13 protein-coding genes and 2 pseudogenes are annotated in these 18429 nt (G+C 70.6%); 7 read left to right on the top strand and 8 right to left on the bottom strand.

Annotation, left to right across the window (positions count from 1 at the left end):
* Nucleotides 1-35: 35 nt before the first annotated feature.
* Complete coding sequence (locus ABZ404_RS25995; RefSeq protein ID WP_358990928.1) at nt 36-197, bottom strand: hypothetical protein; 162 nt, start codon at nt 195-197, stop codon at nt 36-38.
* A gap of 377 nt (nt 198-574) precedes the next feature.
* On the opposite strand from ABZ404_RS25995, the gene ABZ404_RS25990 reads away from it, so the two are divergent.
* Together ABZ404_RS25990 and ABZ404_RS25985 are read left to right on the top strand one after the other, a co-directional pair.
* A complete protein-coding gene (locus tag ABZ404_RS25990; RefSeq protein WP_358837312.1) occupies nt 575-1999 on the top strand; it encodes a GAF domain-containing SpoIIE family protein phosphatase in 1425 nt (474 codons plus the stop codon).
* A complete protein-coding gene (locus tag ABZ404_RS25985; RefSeq protein WP_358837311.1) occupies nt 1996-2364 on the top strand; it encodes an STAS domain-containing protein in 369 nt (122 codons plus the stop codon). Before ABZ404_RS25990 ends, ABZ404_RS25985 begins: the two co-directional genes overlap by 4 nt.
* Nucleotides 2365-3025: 661 nt before the next feature.
* Here the strand turns inward: ABZ404_RS25985 and ABZ404_RS25980 are convergent.
* Nucleotides 3026-4153, bottom strand: a complete 1128-nt coding sequence (locus ABZ404_RS25980; RefSeq protein ID WP_358837310.1) for a trypsin-like serine protease — start codon at nt 4151-4153, stop codon at nt 3026-3028.
* 607 nt (nt 4154-4760) lie between these two features.
* Between ABZ404_RS25980 and ABZ404_RS25975 the strand changes: the two genes are divergently transcribed.
* From ABZ404_RS25975 to ABZ404_RS25965, 3 genes are all read left to right on the top strand, one after another.
* Entirely contained in the window at nt 4761-8132 is a 3372-nt protein-coding gene (locus ABZ404_RS25975; RefSeq protein ID WP_358990925.1) for an ALF repeat-containing protein, read from the top strand.
* Nucleotides 8133-8298: 166 nt separating this feature from the next.
* A complete protein-coding gene (locus tag ABZ404_RS25970) occupies nt 8299-8802 on the top strand; it encodes a hypothetical protein (RefSeq protein WP_358837680.1) in 504 nt (167 codons plus the stop codon).
* A gap of 138 nt (nt 8803-8940) precedes the next feature.
* A complete protein-coding gene (locus ABZ404_RS25965) occupies nt 8941-10092 on the top strand; it encodes a trypsin-like serine protease (protein WP_358837679.1) in 1152 nt (383 codons plus the stop codon).
* 773 nt (nt 10093-10865) lie between these two features.
* Here ABZ404_RS25965 and ABZ404_RS25960 read toward each other — a convergent pair.
* Nucleotides 10866-11444 (bottom strand): TetR family transcriptional regulator, encoded by a 579-nt coding sequence (locus ABZ404_RS25960; protein ID WP_358831172.1) that lies wholly within the window; start codon nt 11442-11444, stop codon nt 10866-10868.
* A gap of 75 nt (nt 11445-11519) precedes the next feature.
* Here ABZ404_RS25960 and ABZ404_RS25955 point away from each other — a divergent pair, with 75 nt between their 5' ends.
* Nucleotides 11520-12710 carry an FAD-dependent oxidoreductase gene (locus tag ABZ404_RS25955; RefSeq protein ID WP_358831171.1) on the top strand — a complete coding sequence of 397 codons (1191 nt, stop codon included), beginning with the start codon at nt 11520-11522 and terminating at the stop codon, nt 12708-12710.
* 94 nt (nt 12711-12804) lie between these two features.
* Here the strand turns inward: ABZ404_RS25955 and ABZ404_RS25950 are convergent.
* Nucleotides 12805-13094, bottom strand: a pseudogene (locus ABZ404_RS25950) (amino acid transporter); the annotation flags it as partial.
* Nucleotides 13095-13179: 85 nt separating this feature from the next.
* Nucleotides 13180-13308, bottom strand: a pseudogene (locus ABZ404_RS25945) (zinc-binding dehydrogenase); the annotation flags it as partial.
* Nucleotides 13309-13710: 402 nt separating this feature from the next.
* On the opposite strand from ABZ404_RS25945, the gene ABZ404_RS25940 reads away from it, so the two are divergent.
* Complete coding sequence (locus ABZ404_RS25940) at nt 13711-14817, top strand: lipase (protein WP_358831170.1); 1107 nt, start codon at nt 13711-13713, stop codon at nt 14815-14817.
* A 170-nt stretch (nt 14818-14987) separates the two neighbouring features.
* Here the strand turns inward: ABZ404_RS25940 and ABZ404_RS25935 are convergent, their stop codons facing one another.
* The 3 genes from ABZ404_RS25935 to ABZ404_RS25925 all read right to left on the bottom strand — a co-directional run bounded on the left by ABZ404_RS25935 (nt 14988) and on the right by ABZ404_RS25925 (nt 18010).
* Nucleotides 14988-15461: a hypothetical protein gene (locus ABZ404_RS25935; protein WP_358831169.1), complete on the bottom strand. Its 474-nt coding sequence runs from the start codon at nt 15459-15461 to the stop codon at nt 14988-14990.
* Between the two features lie 269 nt (nt 15462-15730).
* On the bottom strand, nt 15731-16441 hold the full coding sequence (locus tag ABZ404_RS25930; RefSeq protein WP_358831168.1) for an NUDIX domain-containing protein: 711 nt from the start codon (nt 16439-16441) through the stop codon (nt 15731-15733).
* Between the two features lie 720 nt (nt 16442-17161).
* A complete protein-coding gene (locus tag ABZ404_RS25925) occupies nt 17162-18010 on the bottom strand; it encodes a class I SAM-dependent methyltransferase (protein WP_358831167.1) in 849 nt (282 codons plus the stop codon).
* Nucleotides 18011-18429: the final 419 nt, after the last annotated feature.

The following is an 18429-nucleotide window of genomic DNA, read 5'->3' as shown; positions in this document are numbered from 1 at the left end:
CCACCGTGGGTAGCTGCTCCCAGTCGGCCTCGGGGTTAGGCGGGCACCCCGTCGACGGAGGCCGTGGTGTAGAGCGTGGTGTGGAGCGCGAGGTCGACGGCTCCGGCCCGGCTGGAGCCGAAGCGGACCTGGATCGACTGCGGGCGGGAAGCGGACCCGTCCGAGCCGCACCATGTGGTCGAAGCCGGCAGTCGCACCCGGAGCGGGCGGCGGCCTGCTCGGGTCCGAGCGGGTTGTCGGCGGCGACCAGGTCTGCCAGGTCCTCGCGCCGGCAGACCTGGTCGACCTGGCCGGGGTGGTGCAGCGTCGGCGGCCGGGTCCTCGCTCGGGCCGCCCAGCAGGCTGCGGTCGACGAACGCCGGACCACGAAGGTCGTCACGTTGTGTCTTTCCGTGATCACTGCGCCGCGTGGTGGCTGTTTCCGCGAAGCTCGTTGTCGGGTCGGGTGCGCTGAGGTCTTTCGATACAGTGCTGGGGTGCTGACTGTCTGGTCGGTGCCTTCCTGGGGGGGATGAGCGAGACGAGGGTTATGCCGGAGCAAGCGAGTCCGCCTGCGATAGCACCGAGTGGGCTTGTGGCCGATTCGGCCGAGGCGGCACGGTTGGCGGCGGTGCGCCGTTACGACATCCTCGATACCCCGCCGGACGGCGCCTACGACAGAGTCGCGGCGCTGGCGGCACGGTTGTTCGAGGTGCCGGTGGCGACGGTGACGATCGTGGACGAGGACCGGATCTGGTTCAAGGCCGCGCACGGACTGGAGGGTGTCAGCGAGATCGGCCGGGATCCGGGCCTGTGCGCCTCGGCGGTCCTGACGGATGACACCACTGTCATCCCCGACACCCTGCTGGACCCGGTCGCCTGTTCCAACCCGCTGGTCGCCGGCCCGATGGGGGTGCGGTTCTACGCCGCCGCTCCGATCATCACCGCCGACGGGTATCGGCTGGGCACGGTCAACGTCCTCGATACCCGCCCCCGCGAGATCAGCGAGGCGGATTCGGCCACGCTCGCGGATCTGGCGGCGGTCGTACGTGACCAGCTGGAGCTGCGGCTGTCGGCGTTGCGCGTGGTGCGCGCCGAGCAGGAGCGCCGCAAGGTCGAGCAGGAGAAGCGCCAGGCGGAGGAGGAGGCCCGTCGGCGCGCGGAGCGGGACAAGGCGGCCATCGCCGCGTTCGCCTCCACCCTGCAGCGCACCCTGGTGCCTCCCGCGTTGCCCGCGGTACCCGGGCTGGAGCTGGCCTGCCATTACAAGACCGCCTCCCCGCAGGAAGTGGGCGGTGACTTCTACGACGTCTTCCCCGTGGGCGGGGGCCGGTGGGCGTTCTTCCTGGGCGATGTGTGCGGCAAGGGCGCCGAAGCCGCCTCGATCACCTCACTGACCCGCTACACGCTGCGGGCCGCGGCCCTCGTCGACGCGGATCCCACGGCTGCGCTCAAAGCCCTGAACACGGCGCTGCTGCTGGACCCGGCGGTAGGGACGCGCTTCTGCACTGCCGTCTTCGGCCTGCTCGACCCGGCCCGGGAGGGCGGTTTCACGGTCACCCTGGCCACCGGCGGCCATCCGCCCGCCTACCACCTGAGCCCCATCGAGGAAGGCGGTGTACGGGTGGAGGCGGTCCGCGCCCAGGGCGGCATGCTGGTCGGCGCGTTCGCCGAGGCCGCCTTCGCCTCGCGCGCCCTGCACCTGGCACCCGGCGAGGGCCTGATGCTGTACACCGACGGGCTGACCGAGGCCCGCACCGCTGATGGCCGCATGCTCGCCGACACGGGCCTGACCGACTTCCTGGCCCGGCGGCCGGCGCCGATCAGTGCCGGCGCCCTGATCGACGACACCGTCGCGCTCCTGGACACCCTCCCCGACACCGAACGCGACGACGTGGCCCTGCTGACCCTGTCCGTCCCCACTCCCGATGCCGCTCCCGCCGGTATCACCACCACCGCCCACAGCGCCGCAGCCCCGACAGCCGACGTCTCCGTCGGGCAGGAGAACCCACGCCCATGACCGACGCATTCCACATCGACGTCCCGCACACCGACGGCGCCTTGGCCGTGATCGCCCTGTCCGGCGAGTTCGACATCGCCGCCGCACCCGCCGTACGGGCCCGCGCCCTGGAACTCATCGCGAACGGCCACCCTGACCTGGTCGCTGACCTCTCAGGCGTCACCTTCTGCGACTCCTCGGGGCTGGGCGCCCTGGTCGGCATCTGGCGCTGCGCCAAGGACGCCGACGGCTCGCTTACCCTGGCAGCCATCCCCGACCGGCTGAGCCGCCTGCTCAGCGTCACCGGGATGGATACCTTCCTGCCCACCTTTGCCAGCGCCGACGCCGCGCTTGCCGCACGCCAAAGCAACCGCACCACCGCCTGAAACCCCCCTCGCTAGCCAGGGCGGCGCCAACAGCTGGCCGGCACTGCACGGCCCTGCCTTTCCTCCCGTAGGGCACGTACGGGGGAGTTCGGTCGGTTGCGGACCGCTGCCATGGCGGGGAAGGTGTGGGAGCTCAGAAAGCCTGATTCCCGCGCACGCGGGGCGAACCGGGGCGTGGACCATGTCGACCGACCGCTCGTCGGCCAGACAGCAGTTGTGGTCCCCGCGTGCGGGGGGACCACAACGGGCTGCACGGTGTCGAACAACTCGGTTGGGATCACCCCGGAGGAGCGGAAACCACCGGTCTGGGGGAGCGCCGACACCTACGAAGAGAGCGCCGGCGCCACCCTGGCCGAGCTGCGCGGTGCACAGGGCGCGGTGACGCGAAGGGACAGTTGCCCCTCCTCGGCGCTTGCGGGCAGGCGGCCATGCGGGGGGCGCGCGCATGGTCTCGGCTGACCGGTCCGAAAGGATCACCTCTGCCGGCACCGGGTCGACCGTCGGATCCATGCCGCTGACGTCGGACCCCGTCCTGACCCGTCGCGGTCGGTTCGCGAGCCGCCAGTGCACATTTGGCCATTCGCACCTGGCCAGGGGGCCGGGCCCTCGAAGCGGGGTGTCGATTCCGTCCAGCGTTTTTTCCCCGACTGGTGGTGGGCGGTCACGTGGTGCAGTCGTACCAGTCGCCCCAGCCTCGGCCACCGTAGGTGCGGCACCATGAGCGGTTGTCTCCGCCCAGTGACTGGAGGGTGGGGGTCTTGTCGATCCATCGCACTCCGTTCTGAAGGTCGTGACCGCCCATGCTGCCCCAGGGGGCGAATGTCCCGTTTCGTTGGTCTTGCCAGGATGTCCAGACTGCGTGGTCGGTTCCCAGGCCGGTGTACTCCTGGCGTCCGTCGTTCCAGACGGCGTGGGTGTAGGTCGAGCCGCACAAGAAGACGCCTGTGTCCGCGCCGGGGAAGGTGTGACTGCATCCGGTCGTGCCGTCGTAAGTGCCCGGGATGTGACCCGTTTCGATGTCCACCACGTGTTCGGTGGCCGCCTGGAGGAGTATGTGGCTGATCCATGGGGCTGCGTTGTCGATGCGGACGTCGACCGCGCTCGTGCGGGTCTCGGCCGGGTTGGTACCGAGGCAGCCACCCTGCCAGGAACGCGAGTTGATGGCCGCGAGCTCCACCCCGCCGTCCTTCACCCGGAGCGCCGGGCCGCCTGCGTCACCGCGGCATATCACCGCTCCGCCGGAGGGATTGAGGGCAAGGGTGCCGGCGTCGACCGAGGCCACTGCGAACGTGCCGGAGTGCAGCTTGTCGGGTATCCAGTCCGTCTTCGTCCGCCCGAACCCCAGTGATGTCAGCTGCTCACCGGGTGTGGGGGCGCTGGTGGCGAGTTTGACCGGGTCCACGCCGGTGGCCGGCCAGGTGAGCTGCACCATCATCAGGTCACGGTCCGCGTGGGGAACGAGGTTGGCGACCTCGATCACATCCCCGCCTGTTTGCGTCAGGTCGGTGCGGCCCACTGTGGCGGTGGTCCTCACCGCGGGCCTGCCCGCTGCGGCGGGCTTGCCGTCCACGGTGAAGCAGCTGGCGGCGGTCAGCAACCACTGCGGGTCGACGAGTACACCCGAACAGGCCGACCTCTCGCCCATGTTGAGCTGCACCGCGAAGGCGTAGACGCTGGTGGAGACCTCGCCGCCCGAGAGGGCGGAGGAGGGAGGGGAGGTGAGGACGAGGGTACCCAGAGTGGCGAGCAGCGCGGTCGCCCACGATAAGCGTGAACTCTTTCTGGACATCTCACTCCTTCGGATGGCGGTCGGGGGGTCAGGCTCAGCCCGTTGGTGTCGTTGCCGTCACCGTGGCGGGCCGGGTGCATTGGCCGCAAGAACGTTCGGTATCTGAGCAGGTCAGCGGTGAGGGAGAGCGGACAATGCGCAATTGTCCGCCGACTTGGAGGGACAGCTGAGGCACTGACCCGTGGGAACGGGCCGGCTCGGGACCATGGGCAGGAGCCGCGCCGCCAGGCGGGTGTTGCTGCTGAGACGTGGGACCGCGACCTCGGAAAAGCCACTGTTGTCCGTCGTGTTACGGGACTTGACCTGCACGCCTGTGGCGCGAGGGTTGCGGACAATGTGGGCTCTCGTGAGGGTAGTTGCCGCCGGGCCATCAGCGGCTTTCGTCCCGCCCGTACTGCTCGCCCTCCACCCCGGCGCTCGTACGACGGACGGCAATCGGCCCTGCCGGTGACCGCTGATGGCGACGGCAGACGGCCTGGGCCGGCACGTCCGAGGACCCGCGGCGCCAGGTCGCACCGCACGCAAGGGCCGCCAAAACCATCATTGCGTCCGCTGATACGCCGGCACACGCAGGCGCCCCGGCGGGCACTGATCTCGAAGGGCCGCTATGGACACCATCTACTGGAGCCGGCGCCGCATGCTCGGGGCCCTCGCGGCCACCACGGCTGCCGCCGCGACTTCCAACCTCCTCTTCGCACTCCCCTCCGCCCGGGCCGCCATCGCGTCGGAGGGCGACGGGGGTGACCCGCTACGGCTTCCGGACACCGAGCGGGCCAAGGTCGTCAAGGCATGGCTGCTGGGCGGCAAAGCGGTTCGCGCCTCCGCCGCGACGGCCCTCACCGGCACGGACGCCGATATACAGAACTTCCTGGCCGTCAGATACCCGGCCGACTCGGCCGCGGACAACCGTGCCTCCCTGATCAACTCCCTGACCGCGGCCGGCAAGGGAACCCGGCGTGAGGCCACCGCGGCGATCAACGACGGGGACTCCGCCATCGCCGCTTTCCTCGGGGGCGGTTTCAAGGCGGCGCTCATGGAGGACCTGCGCGTGGCCACTGCCGTCGCCATGGCCAGCGGTGGAAGAGGGGTCAACCGGAAGGGGAACGCCGCGCTCAATGACGGCTCCCAGGCGGAGCTGGAGTCCTTCCTCCTCGATGGCCAGTTCACCGCGCGTCTGGAGGATATGAGGGTCGAGGTGTCGAAGCTGCTGGTCCAGGCGGGCCCGGAGGTGCAGAAGTACGCGTCCCGGGCGCTGTCCGGCAGCGGCGACGACGTCGAGTGGTTCCTGGAGACCGGTCAGCACATCGCGCGGGCCCGCGACCAGGAGGCCATGCGGATCCAAGAGCTCGTCGCGGTCGTCCAGCGCGAGGGCAGCCGGGCCGACGCGATGACGAAGCAGGCCGAGGACGCCTCGGCCCGTGCCGTGACAGCCGCGGCGCAGGCCAAGGAGGCGGCGCAGAACGCCGCCGCCGAGGCCCGGGCGGCCCAGGACGATGTGGCGAAGGCCGGCCGGGCGGCCCGCAAGGCGGCCACGGCCGCATCCGGCGCCGCGGACTCGGCCCGGGTGGCCACCAGGGCCTCCCAGGCCGCCGTGCAGGCCTCCCGCCGTGCCTCGTTCGCGGCCGCGGCGGCCGGCCAGGCGGCGGCCAACGCGGGGGCCGCCGCCGCACAGGCGTACAACGCGGCCTCCAAGGCCGCCAAGGATGCCTCCCAAGCCCAGGCGGCAAAGGATGCCGCTGTGGTCGCCCGTAACGCCGCAGCACAGGCCCGCACCGCCGGGGATGCCGCGGACAACGCTGCGAGGGCGGCCGCCCAGTCGGCCACCGCGGCCGCGGCCGCGGCCGGTGCGGGGCGCGAGGCGTCCGCCGCCGCTCAGGCCGCCGCCGACGCAGCCACTGCCTCGGGCGCCGCCCAGTCCGAAGCGGCGCTCGCCCAACGCGAAGCGAGGATCGCGAGCACCAACGCCCAGATCGCCACCAACGCCGCCGGCACCGCCCAGCGGCTCGCGAACACCTCCTCCCAGGCTGCGCGTACCGCCCGGGACGCCGCCTACGGTGCGGCCGCCCATGCCGAGAAGGCGGCGGCCGCGGCCGACTGGGCCGTGCAGTACGCCGGCCAGGCGGTCGACTACGCGAACAAGTCGACCGAATTCGCCAATGAGGCCAGCAAGGCCGCCGACACCGCCACCAGTGCTGTGGGCCAGGCCGTCGCAGTGGAGCAGGCCGCGCGCGAGGCCGAGTGGGAACGCCTGGACCAGGACACCAAGCAGGCAATGGAGGAGATGCGCCTGCTCGCGCAGGTCGAGCAGCGCGACCGGGCCGCCTACGCCGAGAAGCGTACGCAGGCCCAGCAGGCCGAACAGGCGACGAAAGACCTCGTCGCCCAGGCCGAGTCGGCGCTGAGCACCGGCGATCCGCGGCTGGCCGCCACCGCGGGTCGCAAGGCGGCCATGGCCGTCATGGACACCTCCCGCGGCACCTGGTCACGCGAGGCGGCACGGTTCGCCCTGGCCGGGGCGGACGAGGACATCCACATCTGGATCGACACCGACCGCCGACTCGCCCAGCACCAGGACGACCAGGAGACCGTCCTCCACCTTGCGCGGACCTGTTCGGCGGACGTGGCGACGGCCGCGTGCACGGCGCTGACGAGCACCGACCCGCAGGCCACGACGCAGTTCCTGACCGCGGGCGCCATCGGGGCGGCAGCGATGGACTACCGCGTCACCATCGCCCGGATCCTGGCCGCCACACCCGGACGGGCCGTGACCAAGGCGGCGAACGAAGCGCTGGACAGCGGGACCGCCGCGGCACTGTACGGGTTCTTCAGCGCGTCGTTCCAGAAGGCGCAGCAGGAAGACGACGCGGTCGCCACGGCCACCCTCCTCAGCACCGCGGGCCCCTACACCAAGGCCGTTGCGCAGGCGGCGATGGAGGGACCGGCATGGGTGCGCCGCAACTTCGTGGCGACGATCCAGCACACGGCAGCGCAGCTCGACCTCGACTCGGCCAGTCACATCGCCGCGATGCAGGGTGCGATCTTCGCGGCCGCGAAGATCGCGCACAAGGCGCAGGAAGACGCTGCCCGTGCCCAGCAGGCCGCCGCTGTCGCACGTGAGGCGGCCGCCGAGGCCGTCGACTGGGCGAACAGGGCGCAGAACTGGGCCGCGCAGGCCGCGACCTCCGCGCGGCAGGCGAACTCGTACGCGGACGCGGCGGAGAAGTCCGCCAGAGACGCCCAGGCATCGGCCGCCAAGGCAAGCCAGGCCGGTGCCACGGCCCGTGCCGCCGCGCGGTCCGCGAACCACAGCGCCAACCGTGCCGTGGAGTCGGCCCGCACTGCGCTGACGTCCGCCACCCGCGCCCAGGCGTCGGCCGCCTTCGCTTACGGCACTGCCCTGAACGCCGGTGAGAGCGCCAAGGAGGCGGCGGAGGCCGCGAGCCAGGCTCACAAGATCGCGAAGGTGAAGCGGGTAGAGGAAGTCGTCGCCACGGCGCTCAAGGCGGCCGAGGAAGCCAAGGCGGCCCGGGACGCCGGCCGCAACCCCGCCGACACACCGGGCAATGACAGCGTCCAGGGCGGCGTTCCCTGGTGGCAACAGTCGGCGCGGGACCTGGCGCACGACGCGGAGTTGCTCAGTATCTTCTCCGGTCTCGCCGGCAGCGGTTTGACCATCGCCGGTGCGGCGACCCTCCCGGAGGGCGGCGTGGGCCTGGTCCTGGAGGGGCTGGCCCTGGAGGCGAATCTCGCCGCCATGGACTTCGCCGTGCTCAACGCGCTGCTCACCGGCATCGGTTACGGCTGGACGAGCAACGAGTTCCAGCACGCGTTGGGCAGCGCCGCCCTGCACGTCGTGACCTTCGGACAGGTCCAACTGATCAAGAAACTGGGCGGGGGCAAGGTTTTCACCGCGGTCACGGGCGGTCTGCACGAGGCCGTCTCGCCGATCACCGGACTTCTGCACCATCTGGGCTTCTAGCCACTGCGCCGCGAGGCGCGGCGGCCGACGTCCCGGACCTGTCCGGCATCGGGAAACGGCTGCTCCACCGTACGCAAGCGCTCCGCAGAAGACCGCACATCGACCTCCGCGAGTCCCCTCGCGGATCGGCCACGGCAACTCTCCCCGACCACAGACGAGGACCGTGATGAACGCACGCCGAACCATCATCCGTACGCTGGCCGCGACCGTGGGCTCCGGCATCCTGGCCGCGCTGGCGATCACCGGCGGTACCCCGCACAACAGCACCGCCATGACGGCCGTGGCGGACGAAGGCCCTGGCTACGCCGTCGAGGACTTCAGCTATCCCAACGCTGACAAGATCCTCGCCGAGCAGCACATCACCCTCAAGCGCGGCAACGGCCACATCCTGCTCGCCGACTGCGCGAACGGCACCGACCTGCTGGAAGTCTGGTCCCGTATCAACAGCAAGATCTGCTTCAGCATCACCGGCAGCAACGGCTACCTCACGCTGGAAATCCCCGCCGTCTTCGTCATCAAGGGCAACACCTACAGTACGGAGGTCGACATGACCACCGGCACCGAGGAAAAGTCCTTCACGGTGAACAAGAACACCTGGACCCCGGTCGGCGAGAGCGGCGACCCGCAGGGACGCGATTTCATGCTCATGGAAATCAGAGCCAGCAAGTAAGACCGGCGCGCTCCCAGCCGCGCCGGCAAAGAACTCCTCTGGAACCCGTCGGTTTCAGCGGCCGACCCACGCTCAGGAGTACGCGAGGCCGGGCCCGCGTATTCCTGCCCGCCTTCGAAGGACCTCTAAGGATCTCTTATGCCTGCTCTGCGTCCGCGCGCCGCGCGGATCTCCGGCCTGCTGGCCACCTCGGCCCTCCTGTCGACCGCCCTGATCACCGCCAACCCTGCCGCTGCCGTCTCCGGCCCCGAGCCGGCCCCCGGCGCACACCCCTACACCGTCCGGCTCAACATCGGCGACGAGGCCACCTCTCGTGCCTGCACCGGCACCCTGGTCGACCGCTTCTGGGTCCTGACCGCCGCGAGCTGCCTCGCTACCACCCAGGGCAGCTCGGTCTCGGCCGGCACGCCGGCCCTCGCGACCACAGCCACGCTCAGCGACGGCACAACGGTCGAGGTCAGCGAGGTCGCGCCACGCACCGACCGGGATGCCGCCCTGGTACGCCTCGCCACCCCGGTCACCGGGATCGCACCCGCGCCCCTCGCCGGCGCGGCCCCGGCAGCCGGCGCCGAGCTGCAAGCCCTCGGCTTCGGGCGGACGAAGAGCGAGTGGGTCCCGGACAAGCTCCACACCGGTGCCTTCACCCTCGACTCCGCGGCCTCCACCACCCTCGCCATCACCGGCAAGGGCGCCGCCGCGATCTGCAAGGGCGACGCCGGCGGCCCGCTCCTCAATGCTTCCGGCCAGATCGTCGCGGTCAACTCCCGCTCCTGGCAGGGCGGCTGCCTCGGAATCCCGGCAACCGAGACCCGTACGGGTGCGATCTCCGCTCGCACCGACGACCTCGCCCCCTGGTTGCAGGAGGTCCGATTCACCACCGCATCCCTCCAGAACACTCTGAGCAACCTCTGCGCGTTCGTCGGCTGGCGCACCCCCGACAACGGCGCCCCGGCCCAGCAGGCCGACTGCAACCCGCGGTACGCCGACCAGGTCTGGAAACTGGAGCCGGTGCAGGGTGGCTACCAGATCCGCAACCACTACAACAACCGCTGCCTCGTGGTCTCCTGGCGCACGCCAGAGGACGGCGCGCCCGTCACGCAGTACGACTGCCACCCCGAGTTCGCCGACCAGGTCTGGAAGCTGGAGGCGGTCACCGGCGGTGGCTACTCCATCCGCAACTCACTGAGCAACAAGTGCATGTACGTCTCGTGGCGCACCCCGGGCGTGGGCGCACCCGTGGCCCAGGTCGACTGCGCCCCCCAGTACATCGACCAGGTCTGGAAGATCTGAACGGCTTGCACTTGGCAGGGAGCCTCCGTCGGTGACCTTGCCGACCCGCGAGAACCGGGACGGGTGCTCGAAGAGAACCCGCCCCACTACGTAGGACCCAGTCGCGTGTTTGTGCTGACGGCCCGCCCTCCCTGGGCGGGCCGTCAGCACTGGAGGGCAGCGACGAGGAACGCGTCGGCTCGCCGCCAATGACGCGCACGCGCCGCGCGGCCGCGTCAGCGTCTGTCCTGGCTGAGTGAGTCAGGAGATCGAACGGATCGCTGACCTGCTGGCACTCGCCCTGAGGCGGCGATTGAGGCGACGCCGACTTCACCGCGACGACTGGACAGGCGTACGCGGCTCTCGGCTTCGCCGAGTATGACGAAAGCAGGAGTCTGGTGGAGTGCGCAAGACAGGCGGCTCGGCCGTCGCGCCCCGTGCGCTGACGTCAGCTGCGCCGCGCTGTGGAGCAGTGGGCGCGACGGCATCCGTTGCCTCCCGGCATGCCCCGGGAGACGGCTGTACGGGAACTGGGGCTGCCCGATCCTGCTCTGCTCGGCCCGCTGCTCCGGCGCAGCCGGTCTGCTCCACGACGCGACGGGCCTCCACCACCCCGATGTGCGCCCCGCGTTGCCGGAAGGCGCCGCACGTACCGCCATAGCGGTCCGCCGCCTCGTCGTGGCCGACGGCACCCCGAACCGGCCCGCGATCGCTTCCTCGCCGTCAGGTGTGCGGTTGGCGTGCGGCCAGGGACTCTCCCCTCACGCGAGGAGTAAACCTCCCCAATGCACCGTTCAGTCCAAGGCCGCGTCCACCATGCGGCGGGTGGCGGTTGTCAGCTCGTCCAGGTCCGGGGTCGGCCGGGACCGGGCGAGGGCGCCCGCGAGGCGGTCGTAGAGGAGGCCGTCGGTCCAGGCGACCAGGAGCTCTGCGGACTCCTCGGGCCGATCCGCTCCCAGGCCGCCGAGAATCGCGGCGACCCGGGCTCGTGCGCCGAGGCCCGCCTGGTGGAACTCAGTCTCCAGTTCAGGGTGACGGGCCGCCTCCAGGCTCAGCTCGAAGCGGGCCAGTTGCCGGGCGCGCCCTGTGGTCAGCCAGCGGTGCAGCAGCGCGGCGAGCGCTGCCGCCACAGCATCCCGGTCCGGCAGCGGTGCGGGGCCTTTGCCGTCGAAGTCGTCGAGGTCCAGTTCGGCGAGCCGCTGGTAGCAGGCGCCGATCAGCGCCGTCCTCGTACGGAAGTAGTACGAGGTGCTGCCCGGAGGCAGTTGCGCCGCGGTGTCGACTGCCCGGTGGGTCAGCCCGCGCAGGCCCGCGGCAGCCACGAGAGCAATCGCGGTGTCGGCGATCAGGGTTCTGCGATCAGGGGTGGACATGCCCTCACTCTACAGCTGTAGAGTGAGGGCAACGCCTCTACAGATGTAGAGGTCATGAGGGCGGAGGGATGTGCCATGTCGAAAGCTCTGCGTCTGCGTCATGCCGTCGTGGTGGGTGCCGGGATTGGCGGACTGACGGCGGCGATGGCCTTGCACCGGCGCGGCTGGCGGGTCACTGTGTGCGAACGGGCGCCCGGACCGTCCGTGGCCGGTGCAGGCATCGTCCTCGCCCCCAACGCGCTGCGCGCCTTCGGTGCCGTCGGCTTCGATGCCGCCGGCGTCGCCGGCCACGCTGTTCCGGCCGCGATGGGACTGCGGCGCCCCGGCGGAGACTGGTTGAACCGCGCTGATACGGCCGCGATGGAGGTCCGGTACGGGCGGCCTCCGCTCGCCGTGTACCGCCCGGCTCTCGCGGCCCGTCTGACCGCCGCGCTCCCCGAAAACGCCATCCAGTACGGCACCGCTGTCACCGCCGTCGACCACGCCCACGGCAGCCCGGTCCTTCACACCCCGGCCGGGGACCTCACCGCCGATGTCGTGATCGCCGCCGACGGCATCCGCAGCGTCCTCCGCCGCCAGCACTTCCCCGACCACCCGGGCTTGCGCTACAGCGGGGAGACCGCCTGGCGCACCGTACTGCCCGCCGGCGCCCTGCCGGATCTGGTCGCCGCCGAGACCTGGGGCCGAGGCGAGCGTTTCGGCGTGGTCCCGCTGGCGGACGGCCGGATCTACGTCTACGCCACCGCCGTCGTACCGGAGGGATACAAGCCGCCCGACCTGCGCGCCGAACTCCTGCGCCGCTACGGCACCTGGCATGCCCCGATCCCGGCGCTGCTGGAGCGGATCGTCCCGTCGGCTGTGCTCCAGCACGACCTGTACGACCTGGCCGTCCCACTTCCCTCCTACCACCAGGGCCGACTCGTCTGGCTCGGCGACGCAGCCCACGCCATGACCCCCAACCTCGGCCAGGGAGGCTGCCAGGCCATCGAGGACGCCGTCGTACTCGCGCACCTGCTGGACAGCGACGACATACCGGCCGCCCTGGCCGCCTACAGCCAAGCCCGCCACGCGCGTACCGACGCCATCCGCATCCGCGCCCGCCGCGCCGGCCGTATCGCCGCCCTCACCCACCCCGTCGCGGTCGCCGCACGCGACCTCGCCGTCCACGCCACTCCTGCCCGCGTCACACAACGTGCCCTGGACGACCTCTTCAAAGGCTTCAGCCTTCCGGCTGCGACGGCAACACCTGGCCGCGCCCAGCGGTGAGAGGTTGAGGGCCGGCTTCCTGACCCTCGCCTGAAGCGTTACCTCTTGCGGTCGCCAGCCCTTCGGTCACCGCGTTGGGTGGTGCGTCAAGGGGGTCCGGCTCCGCCTCCCGCAGGACCTCACGGGTGACGGGCGCGACCTCGCCGTGCCCGAGGAGGAAGAAGCGGCGGAAGTTGGCGAAGGGGTTGCCTCGGTCCACTCGAAGTAGACGGGCGGGCGGACGCCGGTGAGGTCACGGGCGTGGAGGAGCAGGGCGGCCGGCGCGCGGGGGAGGGAGGAGGACTCCAGGGTCAGGATCCGGTAGCGCTTGTGCAGGACTTCGCCCCGGACGGTCGGCCCGGCCTCGACCTCGGACGGGTCGGTGACGGTGACCTCGATGAAGACGGGGCACGACGATCCCGGTAACCGCTGATGGGCCCTCCGCGACCTCGCGCGGTAGGGGTTTCGGCGGTGTGGACCGTGGCGGCCCTCAGGCCATCGCCATGACGACCTTGCCGGCCTCGGCGCGGCCCTTCTCGGCGTACTCCATGGCTTCGCGGGTCTGGTCGAAGGGGAAGACGCGGTCGCCGACTGGGCGGATTGCTCCGGCGTCGATGAGCCCGGCAGGCACCGGATTCACGAAGAAGCACGCCCTTCCTGGGCATCGCGTCCCCCGTCGGGGGCGGGAGCAGCCACCGCGCTCAGGGGTGCCTGGCGGTAGCGGGGCTGGGGCAGGCAGCCGTTGTGGCCTTCGCGGGCGGGTGCCTCGGGCGCCGCATCGAGGGGGCGGGCGGTGACGTTGGAGCGGACAGACGGCACATCGGGCTTCCAGCGCCAAGGGGTCTAGTCTTGAAGGAACTTGACGACATACAGGCCGGACGATGGTGTTCCCTTTACCGTTTTCGCTGTGCGCCTCGGGTCCGGCCACGGAAGGAGCGCAGTGCCTCCCGTACGCCCGAATCGCCGTTCCCTCATAGCCGGTGGCCTCGCAGTCGCCGCCGCAACAGCCGTTCCCCTGTCTGTGTCCACGCCCGCAGGGGCGGCCGGTCTCATCCCCATCCGCCTGGCCGGGCCGACCGGTCCCGCGCCGGTGGGCGCCGTAGAGCTGCACCTGGTCGACCCGTCCCGGACCGACCCCTGGTCGGGGCAGCCGCGCGAGGTGATGGTGACCGTGACGTACCCGGCCGCCGACGTCCGTGGCCGCGCGATGCTGCCCTGGCTGCCGTCTGGTGCCGAGAAGGCCCTCAAGGCCCGCTTCGGTGGCGCGGTGGACGGCTACGCGCTCCCGGAGACCCACAGCGCGGACCGCGCGCCGGTCCGGCCCGGCCGCCGGCCGGTGCTGCTCCACTCGCCGGGATATAACTCGGACCGCACGTTCAACACGCTGGTCATCGAGGAGCTGGCGTCCTGGGGCTATGTCGTGGTCGCGGTCGACCATCCGTACGACTCGGGCGAGGTGGAGTTCCCGGACGGCCGCGTGATCGTCAACCGCCCCGACGACGCGAGTCACGATGCCCGCACGGCCGTGGTCGCGGTGCGTGCCGCCGATCTGCGGTTCGTCCTGGACCAGCTGACCGTGCTGCAGCGGGGCGGCAACCCCGACGTCGAGGGGCGTCCGCTCCCGCCCGGGCTGCCTGGGACGCTGGACCTCACACGGGTCGGCGCTTTCGGGCACTCCCGGGGCGGCGCCGCGTCGGCGGCGGTGATGTATCTGGACGAGCGGGTGCGGGCCGGCATCGATCTGGACGGTGCGCTGTACGGGCCGGTGGTTGAGCACGGTCTCGACCGGCCGTTCCTGCTGATGGACACGGCGGTCCACGACGGGCTGAACGAGGACGGATCCTGGCCGCCGTTCTGGGCGCACCTGAGCGACTGGCACCGCTGTCTGCGGCTCGCGGACGCCGACCACAACTGCTTCACCGACATTGTGGCCATCGGCCCGCAGGTCCCCGAGTCGGTGCGCAAGACGCTGCAGATCGGCACGATCCCCGCCGACCGGGCGGTGGCTGCCGTACGAGCGACCGTGCGGGCCTTCTTCGACCTCCAGCTGCGCGGCCGCCCGGGCGCCGGGCATCTGCTGTGGGGGGCTTCGCCGCGCTACCCCGAGGTCGACTACATCGCCGGATAACAACCGACGCCGGACGCCCTCAGACTGTCTGACTGCGCCCCCCGCCACCAGTAGCGCCCCCGACTGGGCGGGAGGGTCCGGTACGTACGCGCACACTCTGGTGACGAGGGCTGGGGAGCGGCCGGTTCGGCGGTCGCGGCACCAAACAAACCAGAGTGGATCAGAGCGGATCAGACGGGCTCTCGCGCGAACCGCAGCCACAGCCCGCGGATCAGGGCGCCTGCCACGAGAGCGGCGATGACCGGGCCCGCCAAGAAGATGGTCAGGCCCGCACCGATGTTGGCGCCGATCACTCCCGCTGTGACGATGCGCCAGCCCACGCCGAGCAGCAACCCCCCGACGAGCAGCGGCAGGAGGACCTGCCACCAACGCGGGTCGAACCGTTCGCGCCGGGAAGCGTGGAGGAGAAACGCCACCGAACCGAGGGCCACCAGCAGCGAGATCACGCCCAGTGCCCTCTCCAGTCCCGGTCCGAGGGAGAGAGGCCGAACGGCATAGTCGAGTTCAGCCGACGGAATCCCGTCCACGTCCTGCTGCCCGGTCAGCCACCAGGCGACGACCGGCACAGCCGCGACCAGACCGGCAGCGGCGGCGGCGACCGAGGCGCCCCGGGGAGAGCGGGCAGGTATCGAAGGGGTGAGCATGCCGCCATCGTGGCTGCGCAGTCACGACGGCGGCATGAGTACGGATACTTATTTCATCGACGGTCACCCAGGAGCTGGGCACCGTCTTCCCACCGTGCAACCGCCTGGATCGGCTGGAGGCACGCACGGTCTATGCCGCGACCCGCGATGGTCGACGGGCGGGACCGCCACGTGGACGGTTCGGCGACGCGGCGAGCGCGTCGACGCCGCGCGGCAGACAGGCACGGGACCACCAGCCCCAATGACGCGGGGGACCATTGTGCCCCCGATCAGGCCCCAGGACTCCATGAGGGACCCCCCCCGCGCAGGCTCGGGGAGCACGCGTGTTCGGCAAGCTCGTCGTCCGAACGCTCGGGATCACCCGCGCAGGCGTCGGGACCACCAGACTGCGTCTCATCGACGTGTCGGCAAAAAAGACTTGCTGCCCGACGGCAAGCGTTTGGCCGCTTCAAGGGGCGCCAGGCGGGCTGCTGGGAGTCAGGGGCGTGGCCTCGTTCGCCGGGGTGCTCAGGGGGCGGGGTTGGAGTCCCAGCCGAATTTGGAGCGCATGCGGCCTGCGGCGATGTGGTGGAGGGCTGCGGCGTGGTAGGGAACGGTGTTGGGGGGATGGTATGGAGGGGGAACCAGTCGAGTCCGTCGCATTTAGCGGGTTCGGCGTTGTAAGGCTCTCCGTGCCAGGTGCGGGCCCGGTAGAAGACGCCGAGGCGGGGTTCTTCGCCGGGGGCGCGGTGGTCGATGAAGTGGGCGAAGTCCAGCTGGTGCTCGTCGACGCGTACGCCGACCTCTTCCCAGCCTTCGCGCACGCTGCCGGTGTCGGTGGGCTCGTCTGGTTCGAGGTGGCCGGAGGGGACTTGCCACAGGCCGGCAGCGTATCCGCCCTTGCGGCGGGTGAGGAGTACGTGGCTGTCGCGAATGAGGACGAGGTGGACGTCGCAGATGCGGCGGTGTCGGACGGGCTGGGTGGTCAGCGGTGCGGTCATGTTGATCGGGCTTCTGTCGTGGGGCCGGTGAGGACACCGATTATGGCGGGGCCAGCGGTGTGACGAGGGCCCTGTCACCGATCGGATGAAGTGCGTCTCAACAGGGTTCGCCACGCAGGAATGCCTGGGTCCGTTCAAGTTGCAGGTGGATGAGCGCGTGACGTGCTGCGGTGGCCTGGCGAAGAGTTCGTGCTGTATGGTGCGGGACTTTTTGTCCCAGGCCCAGGTGTCGGCGATGCGGCCCGCCACGGTGATGGTGTGGCGTACTTCTCCGATGGGATTGAAGGCGCGCGCGGTGTGAGCGGGTTTGTGGCTCAGTGCCATGTGCTCTATGTCCAGGCCCTCGACACGCACATCTCTTGGCGAAGGGCCGCGAGAGCGGGGCGATCTGGGTGCGGGGCAGGCCCGACCACCACAGGAGGTCGCCTTGTGAGGTGGGGCCGTAGGCATGCAGGTAGCGGCGGACCGGGCGGATGGTCGCGGTCGAGAAAGGCCTCGTCCTGCGCGGTAAACGGGCGCAGGAGGAGCACTGGCTCGGCGATGTCGAAGGCATCGACTGGCCCCTGACCCTTCTCCGAGCCAAACAGGCCGAAGCCGCCTGCCTCGTCAAGAGGCCGGCCACCAACCTGGGCTTCCCCCGCCCCTGCCCGAGGAGCTCCAGTGAGTCACGCTGACGCCCCATCAAATGCATTCCAGAGAAGAGCAGCGGTCCTACATGGGCTACTTTCGGCAGGCAACGCTGATGATCTCCCGGCTGTTGGCGTCGATGGCCCCTCCGTGCCAGTCACCGTACTGCGCCTCGATCGCGAAGCCCGCGCCGGCGAGGAAGTCGTTGAGCGCCTCAACGTCGAGGAAGCGCAAGCTCGCGTGATCGATACGAAGCACCGTGCCGTCCCGCGCAGCCGTCGTCCCGTGAAAGGTGACGACATCGCCGATGACGGAGTCGACCTCGTGCCACACGCGCAAGGCTCGTCCATCAGTGTCGACGAGATCGACAACATCGTCCGGGGACGACGCGTTCCACCCCTCCCAGGCGCGTGCCTGGGGATGCCGTGTCTCGAACACAAAACGGCCGCCCCGACGCAAGGCCCCATGGATGGCAGCGAGCGAAGCACGCAGTTCCTCGTCAGTGACGAGGAACTGAAAAGCGTGGCCGGTCATCGTCGCAAGATCGAAACCTGCTCCGCTGCGCGCCTGCGCAGCGGTGCCCTCGATCCATTCGATGTCAGCCCGACGCCGAGCCCGGTCCAGCGCGGCTCGGTCTGGATCCAGACCGACAAGCCGACCGGGATGACCCTGCTCGCGTGCAAGGTGGAGCATCGCGCCCGTGCCACAACCGACATCCAAGACAGCGTCCGCAGCCATGACCAGGTTGTCATAGAAGCGATCTCCCGGGTGGCGATCTGGGGCCCACGGGTTCAGCAGGTCATACAGCGCGGCAGCGTCAGCGTCGGAGAACACTGCGGCAGTGTCCGCCAACACCAATGCGCCTTCAACCGATTTACCCGTGCTGTCCGCCGCTCGATCGAGTGAAATGCAGAGAAGGTCCCACTTGGGTAATGCGTTCACCGCGCGTTCTCCCGGCCATGCTCGGAGTACAGCACGCCCTTGGCGATGTCGGCCAGGGCCGTCTTCGTTTAGGGGGCGATGCGGTCGGGGAGGGGGCGTCGGCGCTGAAGAACTCCCAGCCGGCGCTCCTGGGCCTGCCGGACGAGGAAGCCCCGAACAGTCCGAGTGGCCGGCGCGACGGTGGCGAGGGCCGCGCTCCGTTTGCGGTCGATCAGGATCCGCAGCGGAAGGACCCTTCGGACACCGGCTCAGGCCGCCTCCGGAATCGAAGGGCCTGCCCCGCGTGAACCTCCTTGCCGGTACGCGGCGGCGCGGTGGGCAGCAACGGCTGACTTCACAGCAGGCTCATCCATCCCCCCCGGGGAACGGGACACCCAGCCACGCAGCCGGTTCCGGTGGATCTAGTGATCCTCGGATGA

It is taken from the genome of Streptomyces sp. NPDC005878 (assembly GCF_040629815.1).
In the GTDB taxonomy this organism is placed as follows: Bacteria; Actinomycetota; Actinomycetes; order Streptomycetales; family Streptomycetaceae; genus Streptomyces.
This window is presented reverse-complemented; position numbering and strand designations above follow the sequence as displayed.